This is a genomic window from Pseudoalteromonas fenneropenaei (assembly GCF_042643375.1).
GTDB lineage: Bacteria > Pseudomonadota > Gammaproteobacteria > Enterobacterales > Alteromonadaceae > Pseudoalteromonas > Pseudoalteromonas fenneropenaei.
Map to the genome: position 1 here is coordinate 61,962 of NZ_JBHRSD010000015.1, position 22,924 is coordinate 84,885.

Genomic DNA, 22,924 nt, shown 5'->3' on the forward strand with positions numbered 1-22,924 from the left:
TTTAATTCTCTTTTACTGCTGTCTTATACCAAACGGCATCTTTCAATTACTACTTAATCTGTTGTAATGCGGCTTTGAAGTGCGCATCCTGGCAGCTTTCTAACCACTTAAACACCACACTTTCGTAAGGCAATACCGCTGCACCTAACTGCCGTAAATGCTGCAAAGCCCAATTGACATTTTCCGGTTTTCTTGAGGCAACGCCATCAGCTAGCAGCACCACTTGTTTACCGGCTTGCAATAAAGCCTCAGCAGTTTGTAGCACACAAACATGACTTTCCACCCCACCGAGCACAAAGGTATTGCGTTCGAATGCGGCGCCGAGTACTTGTTGCAACTCAGCAACGGGCGTTGCAAAGGTATGTTTTTCGACCCTTAGCGTCGTTTGTAACATGCTAATGGAAGTGCCAAGTCCAGCAGGGTTTTGTTCCGTCAGCACACAAGGTATTTGCATCAACTTGGCAATGTGCTGAGTTTTACTCAACACCTCAGCCGCAGCAGTAAATTCACTGATCGCTGGTGCTAATTTGGCTTGCATATCGACGATAAGCAACACACTGTTATGTCGGGTGATATTAATCATGTGGTGACATCCTTTTTTCATTGATCAATTGCATCAAGTGCGCGGTTGCCGTGGCATCAGCCAAAGCGCGGTGGTGGTCAATAAGTTCAATATCCAACGCTTGGCATAATTTGCCAAGTGAATACGATGAATGGCCGGGTAAATGTTTGCGTGCAAGTTGCACAGTGCAGAGTTTAGGACGTTGGAATGGCCGCGAAAAGCGCGCAAAACTGTGCTTTAAAAAGCCATAATCAAAGTTAACGTTGTGGGCGACAAAAATGCCCGCGGCAAGTTTACCCTCAATCGTATCCATTACCTCAGCAAAAGTCGGTGCCGTTCTCACCATTTCGTCACTGATCCCTGTCAGCTCAGTGATAAAACGTGGAATATGGCGCTCAGGGTTAACTAACGTTGACCAGCTATCAACTATCTTTCCTGCAACTAAAGTCACGATTGCGACTTCCGTAATACGGTCATTTTGCGCATTACCACCAGTGGTTTCGAGGTCGACGACAAGATAAGGTTGTTCTGGGTCGATATGCCACCGAGTGGTTTGTACTGCAACCGCGAAACCCGCCTTTTGCAACGCGGTTATAGAAACCAGTTGATTACGCCTTAACATATCACCCGGCGCCTTTATCTCTTCAAAGCGCACTTTGCCGTCATCAACGATAAGTAAGTCTGGATAACCATCTTTGAGTGCTTTGAAGTCCTTGCACATGGCCAATAAATGCGCCTTAACAGACGCTAAGTCGCTGTGGTTAATAAACAGCAATAACGGTTCAAGCATGCCAGGGTGCCACGTAAATAACCCATTCGGCTCACCATAGTGCTCCGTCGCAATATGTTGAAGGTGCAAAATCAGCTGGCGACTATCGTACAAGGCGTTGAGCCGAATTGTTATTTCATCACCGAGTTGTTGGTAAAAGCGGCCACGCTTGAGTACATTTGGTAAACGTTGAAAGGCATTGTGCACACCTGAATGCTTATGGAGGTAGAGCTCGGGCCAAAATACTAGGCCAAATAAGGTCAACCATAGCTGGTTCTCAACATGGAATGCGATTTTCCCTTGCCGTTGGTAGCGCTCACACACCCCAGCTTCTACATGCTGAACATAAGCTTCGTCAATTGCCAGTGGCTGCGAACTAGCGCGCAATATATCGGTTAAGATACTGGTACGTTTGCGGGTAAATTTGCGCTGTGAAAAATCTTCGGCAAATAGCAGCAACTCTTCGCTGGGCGGCGCCGTTAAAATTTCGTCCAATAATGACTGACAAGCCTCGATATTTCCTTGCTGAAAAAGCAACCGCACCTGCTTTTCCAGCGCTTTAGGATGCTCACTAGCAAGTAAACATTTGTGTGCTTGCTCTGCATCTGATTCCAAGAGTTTGCTGTACAGGCGGAATAGCAAATGATGATAACGTTCTTTAAGCGCGTCACTATCCAGAGGTAGCAACGGCTGCTCTGCCAGCACAGTGGCAGCCAAATTACTTAGCGCCTCATCGGCGAGTGCTTTGCACGCTTGTTGCCACTCCATCAGCTTAAAACCGAACTGAGCTTCAGCAATATCTTCAAAGTGTGCGCTTGGCTCAGCAGGAGTATGTTTACGGGTTGCCAAAATTCCCATATCACGCAGTGAAAACTGATTGAGCTGACCATGACTGTTACCAAAATAAAGGTATTGCCAATAGTCAAAATGGCGCTGAGAATTCACCACGATATGGTTACGAGCAAGCGGCGAGGCAAGTAGCTGTTGATGTGGCAGGTGCTCAGCAATATAGTCTTGCCAGATTGGCTTTTTCGCTGATTTGGCAGGCCCAGCCAGCGCGAATTCCGTAACAAGCTGCTGCAGCTCTGCTTTATTCAGCGCCGCGAGCAGTAAGGTGACATCATCATGCGAGAGCGGGCGTATCCATTGTTGCTGTTGCAATAAATCAAGTGCTGCACTGATATCGCTAATTTCTTGATAATGCAAAGAGTCGCAAGCAAATACCACATGTTTACGGCCGAGTAAACGGAGCAACAAACATAGCGCGTCTTCAGTCAGCGTGTCTAGTGCATCGAAATGTCTGCGCTGTTCGCTATCTAGTAAATGCAAACTCGTTTGAGTGATGTAACACTGCATTTCACGAAAGTGTTGCAGGTAATATTTTTCAGGCAGAATGACTGGAGCCATAACGTTGGATACTGTTTTTTTAAACAGTATAAACTGCATTTAGCCTGTTGGTAAACTTTACACCAAGTAAATAAAAATGACCTGCATGCGCTACGACTAAGCACAGGTAAAACGTAAGGTACAATCGAGATGTTTGAGCATCTGGTTTAGCAAGCGCGGTGCACTGTACTCGGTCCCGCAATCTGAAGTATCTAAGCAGACCAAAATATCGACTTGCTCTAGTATCAGTTGTTGGCGCACAAAAAACATATTTATGGTATCAATATGATGTGCTTCTAACGGCACAGAAACACAATAGTGATGAGGCGCTTCAAGTTCCGTGGCCACAAGCTCAGGAATATCTCTTTTAAGGGTAAGCAGCTGCAACTTATTGAGTTGTAGAAATCTGAAACTGACCGATGCCATCTTGTTCTCATTTGCGACAAAAAGAGCGGCAAGCCTAACCTAAACAGCGCATAAAGCAAATGACTTATTCTTGGTATGAACTAAGCCATTTGCTGAAATATGTCTATGTACTGTGGTTACCCTAAGTACTTTGCCAATCACAAATTAAGGAACCACGGTTAGAGTTTAAACCGCGCCACGCGTGCTTGCAGTTCCTGTGCTAAATGCGCGAGCTCCTGACTGGCTATAGCATTTTGCTTTGAGCTTTCCGTCACAGTTTTAATACTGTCATTGAATTCATTAATATTCTGTGAAATATCCGCCGCCACCGTAGTCTGTTCTTCGGTGGCTGCCGACACCTGAATGTTCATATCTGCAATGGTGGTAATAGAGCGAGAGATCTCTTCAATCGCCGCTAATGACTCTTGAGAATGTGACACACTGGTGCCTGCACATTGCTGGGCGTGCTGCATACTACTCACTGCTGTTTGTGAAGCTTGCTGCAAGCGTGAGATCATATCGCTGATTTGCTCAGTTGCTTTTTGGGTATTGTGCGCCAATTGCCGCACTTCATCCGCAACCACCGCAAAACCACGACCAGAATCACCGGCCCTTGCGGCTTCAATGGCCGCATTGAGCGCCAATAGATTGGTTTGCTCCGCAACGCTTTGGATCATTTGCACCACAGAGTTTATCTCATTGGCTTGATCGCTTAAGCGATTGATCACTTTGGTACTTTCGTCAATAACCGTATTTAGGCGTTCGATAGAGTCAATATTGGCGAGAATTTTTTCAAGCCCCGCTCTTGCTGTAACATCGGATTCCTGTGCATGTCCTGCGGTATTTTCCGCGTTACCCGCGACTTCCTGAATTGCCGCACTCATTTCAGTGACTGCCGTTGCCAACATTTCGGTTTGTTGCTGCTGACTGTCTGCGGTTCCAGCCACCTGATTAGATATGGTCTGCATCTCTTCTGCAGCCGAGCCCAGCGTTAAGGTTGCTGTATTGACTTCTTTGAGGATAGCGCTGAACGAATCCAGCATCTCATTCACACTCCTAGCAGTATGCGCAATTTCATCATCACCTACCACAAGTGGGCGCTTACGCAAATCTGCTTGTGTGGCAATATACGAGACCACCGCGCGTAATTCCCGCAGCGGAGAGTTAATCGATTTGTAAATAAGAAAGGCACCCACAGCCAAAATTATCACTACCGTCACACTAATCGTGATTAGTGTGGTTCGAATAGTGATAAATTGCTCGTCGGCATGTTCACGAAAGATTTTTGACTCATCAAGTTGCAGCTTGATCAGGGCTTCCAAACTGCTTGAAAGCGGGTCCATAAAACCATACAACTTTGGCACAAACTCCGCCGCCGCCTGATCTTTCACTTTGCCCTCTCTCACTCCCGTCATAAAGAGCGCAATTTCGCGATCCGCCGTTGCCATAAAACGCTCACTGTCGGTGACCAATTTTGCTTCTCTTGCGGTCAACTTGGTGCTTTTGTATGCCTGCCACGCTTTTTTAGCGTTGGCCATGGCTTTGTCAACGGTATCCAACAGGGCATTTTCTGACATTTGCTCGGCACGGTATTTATGCAAACTATCCACCACAGTGACCGCATAACCGTCTGAAACAGCTTTAATTTGTTGCAAAGGTATAACGCGGTCGTCGTGTAAACTATCAATCCCTGTGATCAGCGTTCCCATAATATTAAGCGACATCACTGTGGCTAAAACCAAAGCTGCAATAGGTATTACAGCAAGCGCGAGTAAACGACTTTTAACAGAGAAAGAATTGAGCATATTGTTACAACTTGAGACTATTATTGCTATTATCGTAGAAGTCAATTTAGCGTATGTCGATTTATTTGTACTGATTTACTCAAAAAAACTCACTTTGTCCCAGCTCATACCTTATTTAGCAACAGCATGATAAATATAAATAAAATTGAACCCAATAAAGGTTTCTCAAGCACTTGTCTCGGAGTGTGCATGTTTACACGCCATTTTTGCTTTTTTTGAAATTATAAAATCTACTTACGTTGTTTGAAAGTGGACTTGAAAAGGTGTAGCCCGACCTAGTTTATCGGGCTGTAATACTCGAAAATTTCGTTTTGAGGTCAGCACGCGCTCAAAATTAACTTCCAGCTCGCTGTCTCATTTGGCTTTGCAAGTAATTCGGTAAGCCAATCAGTTTAATAAGATTTAGGTGTTGCTCAAGCCAATAAATATGATCGGTCTCAGTATCATCTAGCAAAGTCATTAGCATATCGCGAGTAACATAGTCTTTTTCGGTTTCGCACACTGCAATCACTTTTTTTAGATGTGCAGCCACACTCAGCTCAGCGGCGAGGTCGTTACTCAGCATTTCTTCAGCGTTAGTGCCAACTTTAATAGCCGCTCGACTTGCGGTGTCGGGCTTACCTTCTAAAAACAGAATGCGTTCAATTAAGTGCTTGGCGTGGTCTAACTCTTCATCATACTCATGGGCGAGCTTGTGATGTAACTCACCAAGGCCAAAATTTTCATACATTTTGCTATGGGCTAGATATTGATCCATAGAGCTGAGCTCTAGCGTCAATTGCTTATTCAGCAAGTCGATGATGGTGGTATTGCCTTTCATTGCTTAGTCCTCCATTTGCGCTTGCAGGTAATTCTGAATACCTATGTTTTGGATCAGCCCTTGCTGAGTTTCCAGCCAATCCACATATTCCTCTTCGTAATTGAGAATATCAGAAAGCAAACTGCGGCTAATGTAATCTTGCTGTTGCTCGCAAAGCGCAATGGCTTGGCGTAACGCAGGCAACTGGTCTTGTTGAAACGCCAAATCACAGCTCAGCATTTCTTCAGTGTGTTCACCAATTCGCAGCTTTTCAAGGTGTTGCAGGTTTGGTAGGCCTTCTAAAAACAAAATCCGCTCGATTAGGTCATCGGCTTGTTTCATGTCTTTAATCGACTTTTTGTAGGCCTTTTCGTTGAGCTCTTCAAACCCCCAGTTATTGTACATGCGTGCGTGCAAAAAATATTGGTTAATTGAGGTCAGTTCGAGCGTCAAAATTCGGTTAAGCTCGACGATTATTTGCTTGTTCCCTTGCATCATTCCCCCTAGGTTAAATAAAAAACGGCGCTGTTTAACCCTAGTTGATATTTTTGTCTTCGCAAGATGATTTTGGACTCAATATTTTCTAGATATATTCTTTTAAAATAAATAACTTATAACAATATTGCGAGTGATTCCGATTAGCAATTTTGGTCTTTTTACTAAAAGCATCTCATTTTGCCAAACTCGCTGCCTTTTAAAACAAAATCAAAATTTAACTCACTGTATTATAGTGATTTTTTAACTTCTATTTGCAAACGTTTTGCAAGCCGAACTAAGTTACCACGATCGACTTGCAGCGCACGCGCCGCTGCAGCCCAATTATAGTGGTACCACGTTAGTGTGCGTTTGATCAGCTCAGTTTGAAAATGATCTGTCGCTGCTTTTAACGATTGCCCGCCCTCTGCCAATATTTCAGCCGCCTTCACTCTGGGAGGCAATGCAGCGCCAAGTTCACTGTGCTCAGGCGATATTTTTATGATTTGCTTTGGCCATAATGCGTGCTTTGCTTTTAGCGCCGCACGGCTAATAACATGCTCTAGCTCTCTTACATTGCCCGGCCAATCGTAGTTTTGCAGGCTTTGCAGAAAAGTTTGGCTCAGCACCAATTGTTGTAAGTGCAGCTTTTTGCGCAATTGCTCAACGAAATAGCCACTGAGTAAGGCGATATCGCTTTGCCTTGCACGCAGTGCGGGCACATTTATCGGATAAACGCTCAAGCGATGGTACAAGTCAGCACGAAAACGCCCTACGGCTACTTCTTCGCGCAAATCACGATTGCTTGCCGCAATGATCCTTACATCAACAAGGCTAGTAGAGTCGGCGCCAACGGGTTGAATTTCACCACTTTGCAGTGCTCGCAATAACTTGCTCTGTAAGTTAAGTGGCAATTCGCCGATTTCGTCTAAAAATAAAGTGCCGCCATCGGCTAGCAAAAACTTCCCTTCGCGATGCCGATCAGCGCCCGTAAATGCGCCCTTCCGATGACCAAACAGCTCACTTTCTGCCACACCTTCGGGCAAAGACGCGCAGTTTAATTGCACATAAGGCTTGTCGCGACGCCCTGACTGTTGGTGAATATGACGTGCCACTAACTCTTTGCCAGTGCCTGTTTCTCCAAAAATCAACACACTGAGATCTGAACCCGCCACCAGCTGCATCTCCTGCTTGAGCTTTTGCATTGAGGGATGCTCACCTATCATGTCCACTTCCACATGGCTCAGCTCACTCACTACCGCACGATTATGGCGCGCCAAGTCGTGCAAACGTTGAAGTTGCAGCACGGTGTTAAACGCAGTCGTCACGATAGTTTGCAGCATAGTTAGTAACGCGCTTGAATGCGCGTTAAAAGCATCTGGCGTTAAACTATCAAAGGTGAGGAGTGCTAAAGTTTGCTCTTTTCCCCCAAGCGGCATGCCCATACACGCATGGACCGGAATATCACCGTGACTGGCTATCAACAACCCATCATAGGGGTCAGGTAATGCACAATCCGGGGCAAAACGTACCGTAGTGTTACTATTGGCAATTTCTTTTAGGCGAGGATGGGCATCCAACAAAAAGCGTCTGCCTAAACTTTCCGGTACCAAACCATGCACAGCGATAGGCGTTAAACTTTCTCCTTGCAGTAGCAACAAGGCAGTCGCATCCGCAGGAATAATCACCTGCACAGCTCGGAGTACTTCTTTTGCAAACGTTGCGCTATCTGGCTCTATCATAGCTGCGATACTGCGTTGTAACTCAACACTTAACGCCAAGAGTTGAGAAAGTTGCCTTTGCTCCATGTCAATTTGACACCAATATTAAATTAAGACTCATATCAATGTATGTCATTTTAACACTCTCAAGCAAGGCAAAAATCTTAATATACTGTTTTAAAAAGAATTAATTGTTGGCATAAGTTTCGCTATAGAGAAAGTATGACTTTTCTCGAAATTGAGGTTTTTATGTCTTCACTACCGCTATTGTTGCGCGTGGCAAACATCACTTTAGGTTTATTGATGGCTGCTTTTGTTGTGACTGTGGTGTTTTCGTATCCGCTTGCAGAGCTGTTGCCACTAGGAACACAAGTTGCGGCGCATATTGCCACTATTTTGGTCGCTGCACTCATTAAAATCAGCTATGTGCTGCGCTGCGTATGCCAATATCAATTAGGCATGGAGGTAAGATAATGCGGCCTATTAACCTCCTCGAACCGGTCAATACCAATATTGCTTGGTATCAGATAAGCCGCTGGCCGCTTTTTAATCTTGGTTTCCGACCGTTGTTCTTGTTTACCAGCATGTGGGCCTGCGCGGCTATGCTGTTGTGGGTGGCACTGTTAACAGGCAATCTTGCATGGCAGGCGCCTTTTCCTGCCACATTGTGGCACGCTCACGAAATGATCTTTGCCTTTGCTGGCGCAGTTGCCGTGGGCTTTTTATTTACCGCCGCACAAAACTGGACTGGTATCAACACCCTCAACGGCTTACCACTGTTACTGTTAACGGGCGTATGGCTTATCACCAGAGGCGCTGCCTTTATGAGCCCGTGGCCGCTCTACAGCCTATTATTCGGTCAAACGTTGTTTTGGCTCGGTGCCATTACTCATTTAACTTGGGTTTTACATAGTGCCAAATCCAAAAACAATTACCTGTTTGTTGTAGTCCTAAGCGCACTGTGTATCGCGAATCTCTCGTTTTTAATCTTAGTGTTAAAACAAGCCTTCTTGCTCGCAAGCCTATTTACCCAGCTTGCAGTGATTTTATTTACTGTGCTAATCGGTATTGTCGGAGGCAGGGTGATCCCTTTTTTCACTGCTCGCGGCTTAGGCTTAAGTGAGCAAATTCGTATAGTGAAAACCGATAAACTATTACTGCTCGTTTCCACCTTAGGCGTGATGGGCTTTGTCGCTGGGCAAATTTTCGCTTTGCCCGTCAACCCCGGTTACATGCTGTTATTGAGTGCACTGCTGCACCTTTATCGTACCCTACGTTGGTTTCATTTAGGGGTGATAAAAGTACCGCTGCTATGGTCGCTTCATCTTGGCTATGCCGCTACTGCATTAGGCTTACTGGCATTTGCAGTGAGCTTTTTTGGTTTTGCTGAAATTAACAAAGACGCGCTACACCTCATCACTATCGGTGGCATTGGGCTGATGATCTTAGCCATGATGGCAAGAGTTTCATTAGGCCATACCTCTCGCCCGCTGCACAGCCATTGGCTGGTTAACCTTGGTTTCTTACTCTGTTTTGCTGCCGCTTTGGTACGCAGCCTTGGCCCGCAAGTTTTTGCCCCACACCTAGCATGGCTGCTGAGCGGTGCGTTGTGGTGCACAGCTTTTGCCTGTTTTATCTGGATTTATTTTCCCATTCTCACGCAGCCGCGTGTTGATGGTCGTCGTGGTTAACCCTTTTTTGTCACTTTGGAGTCTTTATGTTAAGTGAACATCACTTTGCGCTTATCAAACAATCCTTGCCATTGCTCGCCAATGCCGGCGTCGCTGTTACGGAACATTTCTATACGCGACTTTTTAGTGAGCAGCCAGAGCTCAAACATATTTTTAATCTCAGTAACCAAGCCAGTGGCAAACAACAATTTGCGCTGTTTGCCGCAATTGCTCGCTTTGCTACTTATTTGGATACGCCTGAGCGTTTGGCCCAACTCACTGCACAAATCGCCAATAAGCACGTAGCACTACAGATTAAACCTGAGCACTACCCAATTGTTGGAGCAAATTTGTTGGCTACCTTACGCACCCTTTTCCCCGCTGAATTTACCCCAGAAGTTGAAGCGGCATGGGCCAATGCTTACGGTATTATCGCCGACTTATTAATCACCGCAGAGGCAGGTAAATATCAACAGATGCAAAACCAAATGGGTGGCTGGTATGGCCTTCGCACCTTTTATATTGCTGATATGATTGAAGAATCTGCGCACGTTAAGAGCTTTTATCTCAAACCATTAGATGGTAAAGCCGTTGCCAACTATGTTAGCGGTCAGTTTATTACGGTGTCAGTACATATACCGAACACAGAGTATCGCCAGCAACGCCACTACACCCTAAGCGGCAGAATACATAATGGCTATCGCATTTCGGTGAAAAATGATGGCTTAGTATCAGCTTACTTACATCAATGCCCGCTTGGCACTGAACTACAACTCGCACCGCCTGCTGGCGACTTTACCCTGCGTGCAAACCAAAAGCCTAAGGTGTTGATTAGCGGTGGCGTGGGAATTACCCCTATGGTGGCGATGTTAGAAGAGCTTATCACCCAAGCAAGTCCTGTGTGGTTTTTACATGCCTGTCAAAATGCGCAGCAACATAGCTTCAAACACTGGTTAGTCGAGCAGCAAGCACTCAATAACACACTTATCTGCAAAACTTGGTATGAAGAAGGAGATGGTGCAGACTTCAGCGGCCGCATGGATATTGATGCCATCGCTTTACCGTTAACTGAAGCGGATTTCTATCTCTGCGGCCCAGAAGCTTTTATGCGGGGAATTTACCACCAATTGATAGCTGCACAAGTTTCGCCAAATCAAATCTATTATGAGATGTTTGGCCCGCACAGTGATCTCAGCGCCTAGCCTAGCCTAGCCTAGCCTAGCCTAGCAATAGTTTAAGTTACAAAAACACACAGGCAACGCGCAAGTCGTAGCCTGTGTATTGCAACTTAGCCCTACTTATACCTTATTTAAAACTGCGTCGATATCGGCACTGCTGTGTCTTTGTGTAAGTTGTTCGTGTTCTTCGCCCCAAGTTCTGTTAACTATCCGCCCACGTTTTACTGCATCACGACTCGCAATCAGTTTTGCCCAGCGCATCACGTTTGGATATTGTTCAACATTGAGAAACTCTGCCGCATTGTACGCCAGTCCCAGCACTACATTGCCATACCACGGCCAAATGGCGATGTCTGCGATGGTGTATGTTTCGCCTGCCACATAAGTGTGTTTTGCCAGCTGTTTATCAAGCACATCTAATTGACGCTTCGCTTCCATAGTAAAACGATTGATTGGGTACTCAAACTTTTCCGGGGCATAAGCATAAAAATGCCCAAAACCGCCGCCTAAATATGGTGCCGCACCTTGTAACCAAAATAACCAGTTCAAGGTTTTGGTACGTTCAGCAAGTGTGGTTGGTAAAAAGTGACCAAATTTCTCTGCCAAATAAAGCAAAATTGCGCCAGACTCAAATACGTTTATTGGTAGATCACCTGAGTTATCAACCAAAGCGGGGATTTTTGAGTTGGGATTAACCTCAACAAAACCTGATGAAAATTGCTCTGCTTCACTAATTCGAATGAGGTGGGCATCGTATTCAGCCCCTGTGACACCCAAAGCAAGTAACTCTTCGAGCATAATCGTGATTTTTTGCCCGTTTGGTGTAGCCAGTGAATAAAGCTGCAGCGGGTGTTTACCCACAGGTAAAGCTTGCTCATAACGAGCCCCTGAGTCAGGTCGGTTAATACTAGCCCATTGCCCGCCATTTTCTTGATCCCAAGTCCAAACTTTTGGCGGTGTATATGTGGTTGTCATAATTTTTCCTCAATTGGCATATGTAATGTGCTACTAGTTATAAGGCAATTTACACTAAAACAAAGTCGTATTTGGCTATTATGTATACTTTTATGTTCTGAAAGAAAATATCGTGGGCTGCTCACAAGTTACCCGGCTCTGTGCATAACTTTAATTTTGCTTTTTGTTCGTCTGACAATAAAGACTCTCGTCGCAACAAACGCTGACAAGCCCCTTTCAACTCATTGTCACACCATGTCAACTTATTGTATTTAAATAGCATTCTAACCAATCCTTGTTTGTCGTGAGATGTCACAGGCTGTTGCTGGATACCCTCTTAATCAGCTGATAACTTGCATCACAAATAAGAACCCAATAACGGTTCAATCAAAAACAATGATGAGAAGGACAAGCACTAAGATGCCAAATTATCAGTTTAAACTTTCAGCACTGACACTGGCGATGACAGTCGTGTTGAGTGGCTGCGGTGGCAGCAACGACAATCAAACATCAGGCACCACGCCCCCACCGGTACAACAAGCCTTAAGTGCACAAGATGTGACCGTTACAGATGCAAAACAATGGCTACCCAGCGCACTTACACTAAAAGCCAACAAAGATATTGGTAATGCGCAAATACAGTTTTTTGAAGGTGATACGGAAGTACTGGCTGACAACGGCGTATACACCTTTAGCCATGGTGTGGTGTTAAAGACCGACAACGAGTATAGCTACACTTCTTTAAATGGTGAATCAGCTACCATAGGCTATGCGCTTAAACTCGGCACTGAATCTGCGAAGGCGAAAATCCTTATTAAAGAGGTGGGGTCGGACCCATTAGTGAACGAGCAATGGCATTTACGTAATACCGCGCAAAGTGGATTTTTATTTGATGCCACTTTTACTGACGCGCTCGTTGAACTGGCAGGTGAAGAAACAGCCAACCAAGCATTAGCAATGTGGCAAGAAAAGCTGGTCGCAGGTGAAGACATTAACGTGCTGCCTGCTTATCTCAGTGGCGCATTAGGTCAAGATACCATTAGCGTAGTTGTCGACACAGGCGCGGATATCGACCATCCAGACCTTATCAATAATGTGCTACCTGGCCGCTCGCTCGATTTAGCACGCTGGAGCGCAGACCGCACCAACCCTAACGACAACGGTGAAGGCCACGGCACAGCTGTTGCTGGCATCATAGCTGCTGAAGGTTGGAACGGTATTGGCGGTCATGGTGTTGCTCCCAAATCGCAACTTATCGCGATGCGTTATTTACAACCGAGTGAGCGTTGGGACACCTATGAAGGTACAAGTTTTGAGTTTGTCCGCAATGCAGAGCTAGCAGCTCACGGTTATCCAAACTCAGGCATCAGCGTTGATGAGCCGGTGGTAGCGTTTAACCGCTCGTATGGCTATGGCGAATTGAAGCGCTTCCAAACCCAGAGTAATTTCTATGAGCAACTTGAACGCTACCCAACCGACGAGTTACGTCAAGGCAAAGGCGCACTCAACATTAAAGCGGCAGGCAATGATTTTGACTGGTGTGGCATTCATCCAAACCTGACTTGTACCAACGCCAACTTTGCGCGTAGTCAGTCACACCTATTTTATCAAACCGTTGCGGCCATCAATACCGATGGTAAACAAAGCAGTTACTCAAGTAATGGCGCCAACGTACTGTGGTCTGCTCCGGCGGGTGAAGCAAGTTACAACGCGCCAGGAACGGTGACGACGGATATCGTTGGCTGTCTTGACGGCATGTCTGCCTATCAAGGTGCGAAACTGGTTGGCAGCAATGGTGCCTTTGGCAACTTTGGCATCTCTGCTTTGGCATATATGCCGCTGAGCACCGCCAATGGCTTTAACTACAGTGCAGCCCATGCACAAAACAGCAATTGTAACTACACCAATACCATGAATGGTACCTCTGCTGCCGCTCCTATGGTATCAGGCGTTGTGGCGTTAGTGGTTTCTGCCAATCCTGAACTCAACTGGCGTGACGTGAAAGACATTATGATCCGAAGCACCACACAAAACGACCCACAGGACCCGATTGTGAATGTCGAAAACGCTGACGGCAAAGTGTTTCAAGCACACGCAGGTTGGATAACCAATGCTGCAGGTTTAAAGTTTAATAACCGCTATGGTTTCGGCCGTGTTAACGCGGGTAAAGCTGTGGCACTAGCCAAAGCACATGAAGAAGCACTACCCGCACTTGAAGTTTCGGAGTGGTTAGATGTCTCGCCACAAGCATTATTAACTATCCCTAATAATGATGTCGATGGTGTCACCATCAGCTTTAATGTCCCGGATGACTTAGTTGTTGAAGCGGTGCGCCTGAAGGTTGATATTCAAAATAGCGACAAACAAACCTTTAACCATGCCACAGAAAGATTTGACCTTAACTCAACCGCTGGGGTCGATTTAGCTATGGAGATTATTTCACCCGCAGCGACACGCAGCCAGCTCCTGACCTCCAAGCAAGCGCTGACTGAGACTGCAACAGCAAATTACTTGCTAAAAGACGCCGCGATGATGAGCAACGCCTTTTATGGTGAGTCTGCACAAGGTCAGTGGCAAGTCCGCTTTGCCGATGTGGGCGGCGATAGCGTTAACGTACAACTTGGTTCACAGCGAGTCACTTTGAACGACAACTTAGTCAGCTCTCAAGTTGAAAAAGTCCGCTTCCAGATTTACGGACATAAAAAACCACAATAAGTGTGGGAAAATCTGAAGAAACCAACCACAGCTTTAGCGTTTGCCCACGCTAAAGCTGTTTTCATTGCGAAATCCCCATATCTGCGGCAAATATCATTCTGCAACTCAATTGCGCGCTTGTCGCTTGATGCACGCCAAAGATAGATGTTAACGCTCATATTGCTCTATTTAAGCAATTTCCCAAATATTTATGACGCGGTAGATGACGTTCCATACATGGTTTTTAGTGTCTTAAGAACGTTGCCTTACTCATTTGTCGGCGTGCACTTTGGTATAAAGCAACCCCTAAAAGTACCTACTGCATAAGCCAATTATTGTTCAGGTTAACCCGCTCGAGTTATCTGTTGAGCTTAGGCTATTGGTCTCTTTGCTGCTAAGTGTGATACTGGCTTACCTATCGTAGCAATACTTTGACAAGCCGCATGTAGCGAAAATACGTAGTATTACCGCAAAAAATTGATGTCAGCCATTTCCAACTAGTTATTCTGAACGAAGATATCTATTCTCACTCTGCAAACTTGGCCGGTTATGACTGATTACTGGTCAGTAATCCTGCTACTTCATCATTTAAATCTGAATCCACCAAACTGAACTTATCTTGTTTAAGGTGCACCCGTTCAATCAGTAAGCGAATTAAATTTCTGGTGGTATGGACATCAAGCTGTAAATTTTCCGCCACAGTGGTGAGAATTGCCTGATCAGCCTTAAATAATTCTTTTAGCATAGTGACGGCGGCCTTAGTTTGTTCAAAACCACTGTCTAGCAATGCAGTCAACTTCAAGAGCTCAATAGCGCTCAAGTACTGAGCTACATCAAGTTGCTCTGTTGCTTGCTCTGATGGTGTTTGGCTGCTATCAAGCTCATCAATAAACACGCTAAATGGCTCTTCAGCCACAGCTTGGTTGGTTATTTGCGCCAGTTCAGGGAAATGCTGCGCCAACTGCTGATTATTTACTTCACTAATTTTGTCGTACAAACCAAGCGCAGAATATGCCCGTTTCAGTATGGTTGCTTCATCGTAGCTTAATGCGTCAAGCCCTTCATAGCGGGCTATGATGTCGCGCCAATTATTGTTGTGTAAATCTATGGTGGTCAATAAACGTTCACGAAATTGCGCTGATACGCGGCCGTCATGGGCTACTTGCTCTGCCATCAACGCATAGGCTTCATCAAGCTCACCATCTGCCAACAGCACGGCGATTTGCACTCGATATTTGGTCTCTGGTGCTAATAAATCCCGTGGCAAAGTTTTTAATTCTGCTTTTAGCTCATTAACGTATTCATACTTGCCAGTTTGCTTGTACTGTTCGAGTAAGCTGTCTAATCGTTCGGCCAATTCTTGCTGCCGCTTCACGTCCTCAGCTGACACTTGGCGCCTTTTTACTTGGTTAGGCCCAATACTGTCTTTACCTTCACTGATTGCCGGTAACTGAGTGACAGCTGACGCTGCTATTTGGCTATATTGCGGCTTCGGCTGCATAACCAGCGTAGGAGTTGCCATCTCAGGGCTAGGATTAGGCACTAAATAAAGCGTTGCAATTGCGACAATGCTAGCTGCAGCGACAGCACTGACTGTCACAGGGAAGACTAATGACTTACGACGTGTGAGTTGGCTTATTGCTTGCGGCGTGTTTGCCGTTTTATACAGCAATATATCGTCTTGATAGATTTCAATATCGGCAGGCAAAAAGCGCACCTGCTTTTCATTATCCAGCGTACGGTTTTCAAACACGCTGAGATTAACCACGCCTAAAACAGGTTTAAGCTTTTCCCGTAATAACTTATTAAAACGCGACAAATGCTGATTAATACGCACACTACTGTCTGGGTTTGGGTCGTTAAACACCAGCTCTGAGATCAGGTCCTTAAAAATAAACCCGGCGCTAAAATCAAAGCTACGTTCATTACTTTGCATCGGCAGTGCTAATTGATCTAATACCCGCAACTTTGCTAAAAAATACACAGTTGAAAAGTAAATAGGAATGGAATTACTGCTGGCATGTAACGAGATTAGCTGATTGTTATCAAGCTTAACTAATATTTCCGTGATACATTGCTGTGCGGTGGTAGTTTTGAATATAAATTTCATTTGATGTCGCCTTGCACACCTATTGTTATTATTGGGACTATGGTGCACCGTCCCCAAAATTACTCATTTCGAGTGCGCTTTGCAACAAATTAGGTAAATGATTGTTAAAATTTTAGTGACTTTTTTGTCTAGAACATGAACCAAATTCCCTCTGTAAGTTTCGCTTAAACTTGATTAAGCTATTAGGCCTTTCGTTAACCAATGGTTGAGACTCATTCATGTGTAGCAATAAACCTGCCTCTATTAAAAACATATTAGTCGTATGTATGGGCAATATTTGTCGCTCCCCTACCATGGAGGCGGTATTAAAACAAAAAGCGCTGCGCGCCAATCTCCCTTTACATATCGAATCCGCCGGCACCATTGGCTATCATCAAGGTAATCCGCCAGATAGTCGCAGCCGCGTTGCCGGCGAAAAACGCGGTTATGATTTTAGCGCCATGACAGCAAGGCAAGTCACACTACAAGATTTCACTGACTTTGACCTGATTTTATGTGCCGATAAACAGAACCTGCGCGACTTACAAGCCATTTGCCCAGCCCATCTGCAAGCCAAGCTCAAGTTATTTTTAAGCTATGGTACGCTTGGCAAAACTGAAGTGCCGGACCCTTATTATGGTGGTGCGCAAGGCTTTGAACAGGTGCTTGATTTAGTCGAAGAAGCGGCTGATGGCTTAATTGCCGCGCTTCGTTAGCTTGCCGTAAAACAGCCTGCACCTTTTTAAGTAATTGGACTTATCCTGACCACAAGAATAATTCGTTAGCTTTAGGCTTTAAATTGAGGTAAAAAGCCGCCCAATCTATTTGGGAGACCTGCCTTGCTCGCGTATCAACTTTCTGAAGCCCCGTTTGACACTATCGCCCACGATTTACGCAGCCATGGCATCTGTATTTTACCCAAAGCACTCCCGCTCGACGTTCTCGAAGCACTACAAGCTCGTTTAGCGCAGTTGTCGCAACATGATTTTAATGAAGCAGGCATTGGCCGCAGCAGCGACCATGAAAAAAACCGCACCATTCGCCGCGATAAGATCCATTGGCTAGATGACAGCGATCCGCTCGAAGCCAAATTGTTGGCACATATGCAGGAAATGCAAGATTTTCTCAATCGTCGCTTGTTTATGGGGCTGTTCAGTTACGAATGCCACTTTGCCCACTATCAAGTTGGCGATTTTTACAAAAAACACTTAGATGCCTTTAAGGGCCGTACCAATCGCGTGTTAACCACAGTGCTGTACTTAAATCCAGATTGGCAAGCAGAGGATGGTGGTGAATTGGTGATCTACGCACCAGATGACCATGAGCGCGAGTTAATGCGGGTAAAACCAGAATTTGGTACGTTCGTGACGTTTTTAAGCGACGAGTACCCGCATGAAGTGTTACCAGCTAAACAGTCGCGTTTTTCGGTGGCAGGTTGGTTTAGAGTCAACGACAGCATTAATGGCCATATCGACCCGCCACGTTAAGCGGGTTGATAGCGATAGCAGCATAATTGCCCTAAAAACAATAACGTGTATATTGTTCATGAACAATATACACAAAACTAAGATGCTTTATATCTGTTTGATTTAGGTGTTTTTTTACAACTCCGCTACGCTTAGATGAGAACTGCCTGCGGATAAAAATCATGAGAATGTGGCTCGTGCTTATTGCAATTTGGTGGGTACTGCCTTGTGCCGCAAAGGTTGAGCGCGTGGTTGGCAGCCACAGTATCTGGCCTCCTTACTTTATCAGTGAAGAACTAGGGCTTGGCACTGAGATTGTGAAAGCGGCCTTTGCCCAAAACCGAGTTGACTTTGTGTTTCAGCCAGCACCGTTTTCCCGCGCGATGCGCTTGCTCGATAGCGGCGAAATCGATTTAATCGCAGCGCTTTGGCGCACTCCGGCGCGTGACGTCAACTATTTGTTTAGCGACCCTTATATCGACAACGAATTGGTATTTGTATCTCAGCCTAAATTGGCTTGGCAATACCAGTCTTTACAGAGTCTTTCAGGCCATTCTTTGTGTACTATTCGTGGTTTTGGCTATCAAATGTTACTTGATGAGATCCCAGACTTAACCACCATGACACTGCTCGATTTATCCGCGTGTATGTTTCAGGTAAGCCATGGTAGAGTGGATGGGCTGATAGGCGACAAAGTGGCTGTCAATTATGCCATACATGAAGACCCACATTATCAAACGTTACAAATTCATAGCCCCAACATCGTCACTTGGCCTGTGCATATTGGCGTACTAAAAACCCACCCGGACGCCAAGGCCATCATCACTACGTTTAACCAAGGGCTTGCGAAAATTCGCGCCAATGGCGAGTATCAGACTATTTTGGCGCGCTATGCTGGTTCATTGCAGCCTGTTCACCCCTAAAATCATCTTAGACATTTGCCTGCCTTGTAGCGACTAGGCAAAACGCTGACGCCCAGCTAAAATGGCGCGAATTTACTGTTGGATGCTTATCTTGTCACAACACACTTTGCCACAGCACGCGCTCAATCCTGTACCCTTTGGCTTATTCGGCTTTGCTTTAAATAGTATACTGTTTGCCGGAAGCAACTTAGGCTTATACAGTTTTAACAGCACTTTATTTGCAGCCGCATTATTGTTAGGTGGCTTGGCTCAGGGTATTGCAGCGCGCTATTGCGCTAAGCAAGGTGATACCTTTGGCCTGACCTCATTCGGCGGTTACGCCTTATATTGGTGGAGTTTATTGCTAGTGATCAACGTGCCATTACTTAATCCCAATTGGCTACCTGATAACAATGCAATTGCGGCATACAACGGCGTTTGGGCGGTTTTTACCATGCAATTAGGCTGGTTAGCGCGCAAACTATCCATAAGTGATCAAATCATTTTTGCTTGCCTCGCTGTGATTTACCTCGCTTTAACTGCGCATGCTGTAACCGCAATCAGCGGCTGTTTAATCCTTGCTGGTATCGCAGGAGCGGTGGCTGGTGTAACGGGTTTAGTCGCGGCACAGCAATTGCTGGCAAAATCACTCCAGAAGAAAGTTTTGCCCAGTCAATAACTGGGCGTGGTGATGTATCTCAATTAGCCCGCTAAAAACTCAGCAAGCGCTTCGGTAAACTGGCTGACTTTACTGTGCGCATGGACTCGGTGTGGGTAAACCACCTGCACCGGTGCGCGCACAGTGGCAAACCGCAGCGCAGCTAATTTGCCTCCCTCAATCAATGGCTTGACCGCAAAATCAGGGCAATAACAAACCCCAACATGAAGCGCGGCAAGTTGTGCCGCCGCAAATGCGCTATTAACACGAATTGCTTCGTGAATTTGAATTTCTTGCTCGCCAAGCTGCCAATAACCTTCTTTTTTACTGTTGCTATCCACAATGCAAGGTAATTTACTAAGTTCTGTAGGCCTAGTGATGGGTGGGTGTTCCGCTAAAAACTTGGGCGAAGCACATACTTTTAAGGTAATTTCATGCACTTTACGGGCAATCAGACTGGAGTCCTTGAGCTGACCAATACGAATTGCCAAATCAAACCCTTCGGCAATTAAATCGACATAGCGGTCTTGGAACACACAATCAATCGCCAACTCGGGATGCTTAATTTGAAACTGAGCTAAAAACGGCAACAGGCACATTTCACCAAAAGTGCTCGGAACACTTAGCCTTAACCGCCCTACTAATTTCTGGCTGTTGGATTGCAAGGCGCTTTCTAGTTGCGCGACTTCTTCTAAGATCCGCTTGGCTTCTTCATAATAAATGCGCCCTTCTGCGGTAAGCTGCAAATGTCGTGTTGAACGGTTTAATAGCCTCACCCCTAACTCAGCTTCAAGGCTAGTTATATGGGTACTTATCAAAGCCTTTGAGCGACCAAGTCGCGAAGCTGCGGCGGTAAATGAGCCCTCTTCCACTAAAGCAACCACACACTGCATTAAATTAAGCTTGTCCATTGTTTAATTTTATTGAACTTGTATTTCAATATTATGCCAATTGTTTAGTCCATTACCAAGTTTTACAGTAGGCACGTTCACTACTGAATACCAAGATCGAATACTGAGTTGAGGAAACTTTTATGTCTACATCACCTGCCATTGCGGCATTGCTACTACGTTTGTCCCTAGGCGTTATGTTTATTGCTCATGGGCTATTAAAGCTGATGGTTTTTACTCCAGCTGGCACCGCTGGATTCTTTGGTTCTATCGGGTTGCCTGAATGGCTTGGCCCAGTCACTATGGCCGCTGAACTGGTTGGCGGGCTATTACTGATTGCTGGAGTACAAGTCAGGCTAGTGGTCGTTGCATTACTGCCCGCCTTAATTGGGTCGATTGTGTTTGTGCACGGCGCGAATGGCTGGGGCTTTGGTAATCCAGGTGGCGGCTATGAATATCCACTATTTCTGATCGCCGCGAGTACTGCGCAGTGGTTTTTGGGTAATGGCGCCTATGCTTTACAAGATCTGTTGCCGCTAAAACGCACGCCACAACAAGCCTAAGGAGTTTTGCTATGTCAGCCTTGTTGCGTCCTGCCCCACTCCTTTTTGTTAGCCACGGCGCCCCTAGTTTTGCCTTACAAACGCAAAGCAAAGCGGCAACGAATTTACAAATGCAAGGAAAGCAGTTAACTGGCTGCAAGGCAATTATCGCGATATCACCGCATTGGTCAACGGCCTCGTTATACATAAATAACGCGGCTCAACCAAAGATTGTACATGACTTTTATGGCTTTGCTCCCGCGTTATATCAGCTAGATTATCCGGCAATGGGTTCAACTGAGGATGCCAACATGATTGCCAGTGCATTACGCCAAGCGGGTATTGAATCTCAATTTGATACCCATGCTGCGTGGGATCACGGTGTGTGGATCCCCATGCGGTTTCTACGCCCAAATGGTGATATCCCGGTCATTCATTTGTCGTACCCCGCCAGCTGGAATTTATCGCAACTCACGGCTTTAGGGAACGCCTTGGCAGCGCTTCGTGCACAAGGGTTTGCACTGTTGATGTCTGGGGCAATTAGCCACAATTTTGCTGATTTAAACCCCAATCAAAGTGGTAGTGCCAACTATGTTGAAAGGTTACGGACTAAGTTGTTTACGCTTGCCAGCAGCAAAACGCTTCCGCAATTGGATGAGTTAATTAAAAATGATGCCGATTTTAAACGTGCGCATCCCACGTTTGAGCATTTTGCGCCGTTTTATATCGCCCTAGCAGCAACGCAAACGCATGATAAAGCTTATGTTTATCAAGCCGATGTGGACTACCACGCACTAGCCATGGATTCGATTTTATGGCTAGCGCAAGATGCACAAACCTAGACTAAGACAAAGAGGTGCAGAGCACCCCTTGGTGTTATTGGCTGGTTAAAACTTCATGCTCACGTAAGCACCAAAACGGCGGTCGGTTTTAAACTGACTGCGCAAAGTGGTGTCGCCTGCTTGATTATAGATCATCCGCGTTTTGATGATTTCATCAAGCAAATTGCAGGCTTCAAACCCCACTTTAATACTTTCACTGACGTTGTAAGCAATGCTATTGGCGAATTCTCGATGCTCTCTGAGCCAAGATAGTTGCAATTCACCAAAGACTTATATTGATTCCCAGCCGCTCACCCCACTAAGAATGGCGGAAAAGGTAAGAAAGATAACATCGATAAGGTCATGCTTTTTGTTCATATTATGGCGATGGTCAGGTATGGTTTTAAGTTGTTCAGAAATACACATGATTGGCAAGATGTAGTATGAAAAATGCTCAAATCACGTGATTCACAGAAAGTTCACCTAAAGTACGATCCCGCCCTGAGCCTAACAGCACGTTCGCGGAATTTTGATGTATAGCGATTTTATTATTAAATTGTTCAAATATATCAAGTTATTAAGTCTCTGCTAACACGGCTGATTCAGAATAGCCATATAATAAAAATTACGCTTTATCATCATAAAAATGTCAATCTTTTTTCTTGTTTTAACGTAGCAAAAATAAAGAATTTTCAAAAAATCTCCCGTGAAATTAAGAAAATCTTCGTCAACGACGATATGTGTAGAAAATGCAATGTTATCAACAATTGATGAATACCACTAGAAACCAAACCAAAACACAACCCCCTCCAAATCATATATAAACATGGGGAAGTAGTAAAAAAAGATTAACAACAAGATGATAATGTGTATTATATCGCTTGGGATTGAGTTAAAATCACTCGCAATCAAAGATGAGTATCATCCAAATTTAATCCGTTCAAATTAATGAATAAGGAAGTCATATGAAATTAAAACTATTGTTTTTAGCTACTTTTTTAGGCCTTTCCTCCCAAGCACAAGCATCTGATTTTGTTTCAATTACAGACTCACGATTTGGTGCAATCGCAAACGATAACAGAGCAGGGCAAGATCATGAACTTTACCTTGACATAATTTTATGATCTTATACTGCTTTT

The 22,924-nt window shown here is 45.2% G+C and carries 23 protein-coding genes; 11 read left to right on the forward strand and 12 right to left on the reverse strand.

Annotated features, from left to right (window positions below):
- Positions 1–49: 49 nt before the first annotated feature.
- The 7 genes from ACFOEE_RS10070 to norR all read right to left on the reverse strand — a co-directional run bounded on the left by ACFOEE_RS10070 (position 50) and on the right by norR (position 8,008).
- Positions 50–583, reverse strand: a complete 534-nt coding sequence (locus tag ACFOEE_RS10070; protein ID WP_377123779.1) for an isochorismatase family protein — start codon at positions 581–583, stop codon at positions 50–52.
- Complete coding sequence (locus ACFOEE_RS10075; RefSeq protein WP_377123781.1) at positions 576–2,738, reverse strand: exonuclease domain-containing protein; 2,163 nt, start codon at positions 2,736–2,738, stop codon at positions 576–578. Before ACFOEE_RS10075 ends, ACFOEE_RS10070 begins: the two co-directional genes overlap by 8 nt.
- Before the next feature lie 96 nt (positions 2,739–2,834).
- Positions 2,835–3,143, reverse strand: coding sequence for a hypothetical protein (locus ACFOEE_RS10080; protein WP_377123783.1), 309 nt, complete (start codon positions 3,141–3,143; stop codon positions 2,835–2,837).
- A gap of 158 nt (positions 3,144–3,301) precedes the next feature.
- Entirely contained in the window at positions 3,302–4,927 is a 1,626-nt protein-coding gene (locus tag ACFOEE_RS10085) for a methyl-accepting chemotaxis protein (protein WP_377123785.1), read from the reverse strand.
- A 334-nt stretch (positions 4,928–5,261) separates the two neighbouring features.
- On the reverse strand, positions 5,262–5,747 hold the full coding sequence (gene bfr, locus ACFOEE_RS10090; protein ID WP_377123787.1) for a bacterioferritin: 486 nt from the start codon (positions 5,745–5,747) through the stop codon (positions 5,262–5,264).
- A 3-nt stretch (positions 5,748–5,750) separates the two neighbouring features.
- Positions 5,751–6,221, reverse strand: a complete 471-nt coding sequence (gene bfr / locus ACFOEE_RS10095; RefSeq protein WP_377123789.1) for a bacterioferritin — start codon at positions 6,219–6,221, stop codon at positions 5,751–5,753.
- Positions 6,222–6,451: 230 nt separating this feature from the next.
- Positions 6,452–8,008, reverse strand: coding sequence for a nitric oxide reductase transcriptional regulator NorR (norR, locus tag ACFOEE_RS10100; RefSeq protein WP_377123791.1), 1,557 nt, complete (start codon positions 8,006–8,008; stop codon positions 6,452–6,454).
- 135 nt (positions 8,009–8,143) lie between these two features.
- Between norR and ACFOEE_RS10105 the strand changes: the two genes are divergently transcribed.
- The 3 genes from ACFOEE_RS10105 to hmpA are packed head-to-tail and all read left to right on the forward strand — an operon-like array spanning position 8,144 to position 10,793.
- Positions 8,144–8,395, forward strand: a complete 252-nt coding sequence (locus ACFOEE_RS10105) for a hypothetical protein (protein WP_377123793.1) — start codon at positions 8,144–8,146, stop codon at positions 8,393–8,395.
- Complete coding sequence (locus ACFOEE_RS10110; protein WP_377123795.1) at positions 8,395–9,612, forward strand: NnrS family protein; 1,218 nt, start codon at positions 8,395–8,397, stop codon at positions 9,610–9,612. Before ACFOEE_RS10105 ends, ACFOEE_RS10110 begins: the two co-directional genes overlap by 1 nt.
- Before the next feature lie 26 nt (positions 9,613–9,638).
- Entirely contained in the window at positions 9,639–10,793 is a 1,155-nt protein-coding gene (gene hmpA / locus ACFOEE_RS10115; protein WP_377123797.1) for an NO-inducible flavohemoprotein, read from the forward strand.
- Between the two features lie 96 nt (positions 10,794–10,889).
- Here the strand turns inward: hmpA and yghU are convergent, their stop codons facing one another.
- Positions 10,890–11,744: a glutathione-dependent disulfide-bond oxidoreductase gene (gene yghU / locus ACFOEE_RS10120; RefSeq protein ID WP_377123799.1), complete on the reverse strand. Its 855-nt coding sequence runs from the start codon at positions 11,742–11,744 to the stop codon at positions 10,890–10,892.
- Between the two features lie 399 nt (positions 11,745–12,143).
- On the opposite strand from yghU, the gene ACFOEE_RS10125 reads away from it, so the two are divergent.
- Positions 12,144–14,438, forward strand: a complete 2,295-nt coding sequence (locus ACFOEE_RS10125) for a S8 family serine peptidase (RefSeq protein WP_377123801.1) — start codon at positions 12,144–12,146, stop codon at positions 14,436–14,438.
- 526 nt (positions 14,439–14,964) lie between these two features.
- Here the strand turns inward: ACFOEE_RS10125 and ACFOEE_RS10130 are convergent.
- Positions 14,965–16,527: a hypothetical protein gene (locus ACFOEE_RS10130; protein WP_377123803.1), complete on the reverse strand. Its 1,563-nt coding sequence runs from the start codon at positions 16,525–16,527 to the stop codon at positions 14,965–14,967.
- A gap of 242 nt (positions 16,528–16,769) precedes the next feature.
- On the opposite strand from ACFOEE_RS10130, the gene ACFOEE_RS10135 reads away from it, so the two are divergent.
- The 4 genes from ACFOEE_RS10135 (at position 16,770) to ACFOEE_RS10150 (ending at position 19,553) form a co-directional block, all read left to right on the forward strand.
- Positions 16,770–17,222, forward strand: a complete 453-nt coding sequence (locus ACFOEE_RS10135) for a low molecular weight protein-tyrosine-phosphatase (protein ID WP_377123827.1) — start codon at positions 16,770–16,772, stop codon at positions 17,220–17,222.
- Between the two features lie 123 nt (positions 17,223–17,345).
- Complete coding sequence (locus tag ACFOEE_RS10140) at positions 17,346–17,993, forward strand: 2OG-Fe(II) oxygenase (protein WP_377123805.1); 648 nt, start codon at positions 17,346–17,348, stop codon at positions 17,991–17,993.
- 161 nt (positions 17,994–18,154) lie between these two features.
- Entirely contained in the window at positions 18,155–18,895 is a 741-nt protein-coding gene (locus tag ACFOEE_RS10145) for a substrate-binding periplasmic protein (RefSeq protein ID WP_377123807.1), read from the forward strand.
- Between the two features lie 91 nt (positions 18,896–18,986).
- Complete coding sequence (locus ACFOEE_RS10150) at positions 18,987–19,553, forward strand: acetate uptake transporter (protein WP_377123809.1); 567 nt, start codon at positions 18,987–18,989, stop codon at positions 19,551–19,553.
- 23 nt (positions 19,554–19,576) lie between these two features.
- Here the strand turns inward: ACFOEE_RS10150 and ACFOEE_RS10155 are convergent, their stop codons facing one another.
- Complete coding sequence (locus tag ACFOEE_RS10155) at positions 19,577–20,443, reverse strand: LysR family transcriptional regulator (RefSeq protein WP_377123811.1); 867 nt, start codon at positions 20,441–20,443, stop codon at positions 19,577–19,579.
- A gap of 122 nt (positions 20,444–20,565) precedes the next feature.
- Between ACFOEE_RS10155 and ACFOEE_RS10160 the strand changes: the two genes are divergently transcribed.
- Positions 20,566–20,985, forward strand: coding sequence for a DoxX family protein (locus ACFOEE_RS10160; protein ID WP_377123813.1), 420 nt, complete (start codon positions 20,566–20,568; stop codon positions 20,983–20,985).
- Positions 20,986–20,996: 11 nt separating this feature from the next.
- Entirely contained in the window at positions 20,997–21,806 is an 810-nt protein-coding gene (locus ACFOEE_RS10165; RefSeq protein ID WP_377123815.1) for a DODA-type extradiol aromatic ring-opening family dioxygenase, read from the forward strand.
- Between the two features lie 45 nt (positions 21,807–21,851).
- Here ACFOEE_RS10165 and ACFOEE_RS10170 read toward each other — a convergent pair whose 3' ends face one another.
- Both ACFOEE_RS10170 and ACFOEE_RS10175 read right to left on the reverse strand, forming a co-directional pair.
- Positions 21,852–22,064: a hypothetical protein gene (locus ACFOEE_RS10170; protein ID WP_377123817.1), complete on the reverse strand. Its 213-nt coding sequence runs from the start codon at positions 22,062–22,064 to the stop codon at positions 21,852–21,854.
- 12 nt (positions 22,065–22,076) lie between these two features.
- Positions 22,077–22,211: a transposase family protein gene (locus ACFOEE_RS10175; protein ID WP_377123819.1), complete on the reverse strand. Its 135-nt coding sequence runs from the start codon at positions 22,209–22,211 to the stop codon at positions 22,077–22,079.
- 539 nt (positions 22,212–22,750) lie between these two features.
- On the opposite strand from ACFOEE_RS10175, the gene ACFOEE_RS10180 reads away from it, so the two are divergent.
- Entirely contained in the window at positions 22,751–22,909 is a 159-nt protein-coding gene (locus ACFOEE_RS10180; protein WP_377123821.1) for a hypothetical protein, read from the forward strand.
- Positions 22,910–22,924: the final 15 nt, after the last annotated feature.

What these genes read in the sequence shown, in the direction of transcription:
- ACFOEE_RS10075 (WP_377123781.1), bottom strand. Translation starts at nt 2,738, where the DNA reads ATGGCTCCAGTCATTCTGCCTGAAAAATATTACCTGCAACACTTTCGT.
- ACFOEE_RS10125 (WP_377123801.1), top strand. Translation starts at nt 12,144, where the DNA reads ATGCCAAATTATCAGTTTAAACTTTCAGCACTGACACTGGCGATGACA.
- ACFOEE_RS10160 (WP_377123813.1), top strand. Translation starts at nt 20,566, where the DNA reads ATGTCTACATCACCTGCCATTGCGGCATTGCTACTACGTTTGTCCCTA.
- yghU (WP_377123799.1), bottom strand. Translation starts at nt 11,744, where the DNA reads ATGACAACCACATATACACCGCCAAAAGTTTGGACTTGGGATCAAGAA.
- ACFOEE_RS10175 (WP_377123819.1), bottom strand. Translation starts at nt 22,211, where the DNA reads ATGTGTATTTCTGAACAACTTAAAACCATACCTGACCATCGCCATAAT.
- ACFOEE_RS10080 (WP_377123783.1), bottom strand. Translation starts at nt 3,143, where the DNA reads ATGGCATCGGTCAGTTTCAGATTTCTACAACTCAATAAGTTGCAGCTG.
- ACFOEE_RS10165 (WP_377123815.1), top strand. Translation starts at nt 20,997, where the DNA reads ATGTCAGCCTTGTTGCGTCCTGCCCCACTCCTTTTTGTTAGCCACGGC.
- ACFOEE_RS10145 (WP_377123807.1), top strand. Translation starts at nt 18,155, where the DNA reads ATGAGAATGTGGCTCGTGCTTATTGCAATTTGGTGGGTACTGCCTTGT.
- ACFOEE_RS10180 (WP_377123821.1), top strand. Translation starts at nt 22,751, where the DNA reads ATGAAATTAAAACTATTGTTTTTAGCTACTTTTTTAGGCCTTTCCTCC.
- ACFOEE_RS10070 (WP_377123779.1), bottom strand. Translation starts at nt 583, where the DNA reads ATGATTAATATCACCCGACATAACAGTGTGTTGCTTATCGTCGATATG.
- bfr (WP_377123789.1), bottom strand. Translation starts at nt 6,221, where the DNA reads ATGCAAGGGAACAAGCAAATAATCGTCGAGCTTAACCGAATTTTGACG.
- ACFOEE_RS10110 (WP_377123795.1), top strand. Translation starts at nt 8,395, where the DNA reads ATGCGGCCTATTAACCTCCTCGAACCGGTCAATACCAATATTGCTTGG.
- ACFOEE_RS10155 (WP_377123811.1), bottom strand. Translation starts at nt 20,443, where the DNA reads ATGGACAAGCTTAATTTAATGCAGTGTGTGGTTGCTTTAGTGGAAGAG.
- hmpA (WP_377123797.1), top strand. Translation starts at nt 9,639, where the DNA reads ATGTTAAGTGAACATCACTTTGCGCTTATCAAACAATCCTTGCCATTG.
- ACFOEE_RS10105 (WP_377123793.1), top strand. Translation starts at nt 8,144, where the DNA reads ATGACTTTTCTCGAAATTGAGGTTTTTATGTCTTCACTACCGCTATTG.
- ACFOEE_RS10085 (WP_377123785.1), bottom strand. Translation starts at nt 4,927, where the DNA reads ATGCTCAATTCTTTCTCTGTTAAAAGTCGTTTACTCGCGCTTGCTGTA.
- ACFOEE_RS10130 (WP_377123803.1), bottom strand. Translation starts at nt 16,527, where the DNA reads ATGAAATTTATATTCAAAACTACCACCGCACAGCAATGTATCACGGAA.
- bfr (WP_377123787.1), bottom strand. Translation starts at nt 5,747, where the DNA reads ATGAAAGGCAATACCACCATCATCGACTTGCTGAATAAGCAATTGACG.
- norR (WP_377123791.1), bottom strand. Translation starts at nt 8,008, where the DNA reads ATGGAGCAAAGGCAACTTTCTCAACTCTTGGCGTTAAGTGTTGAGTTA.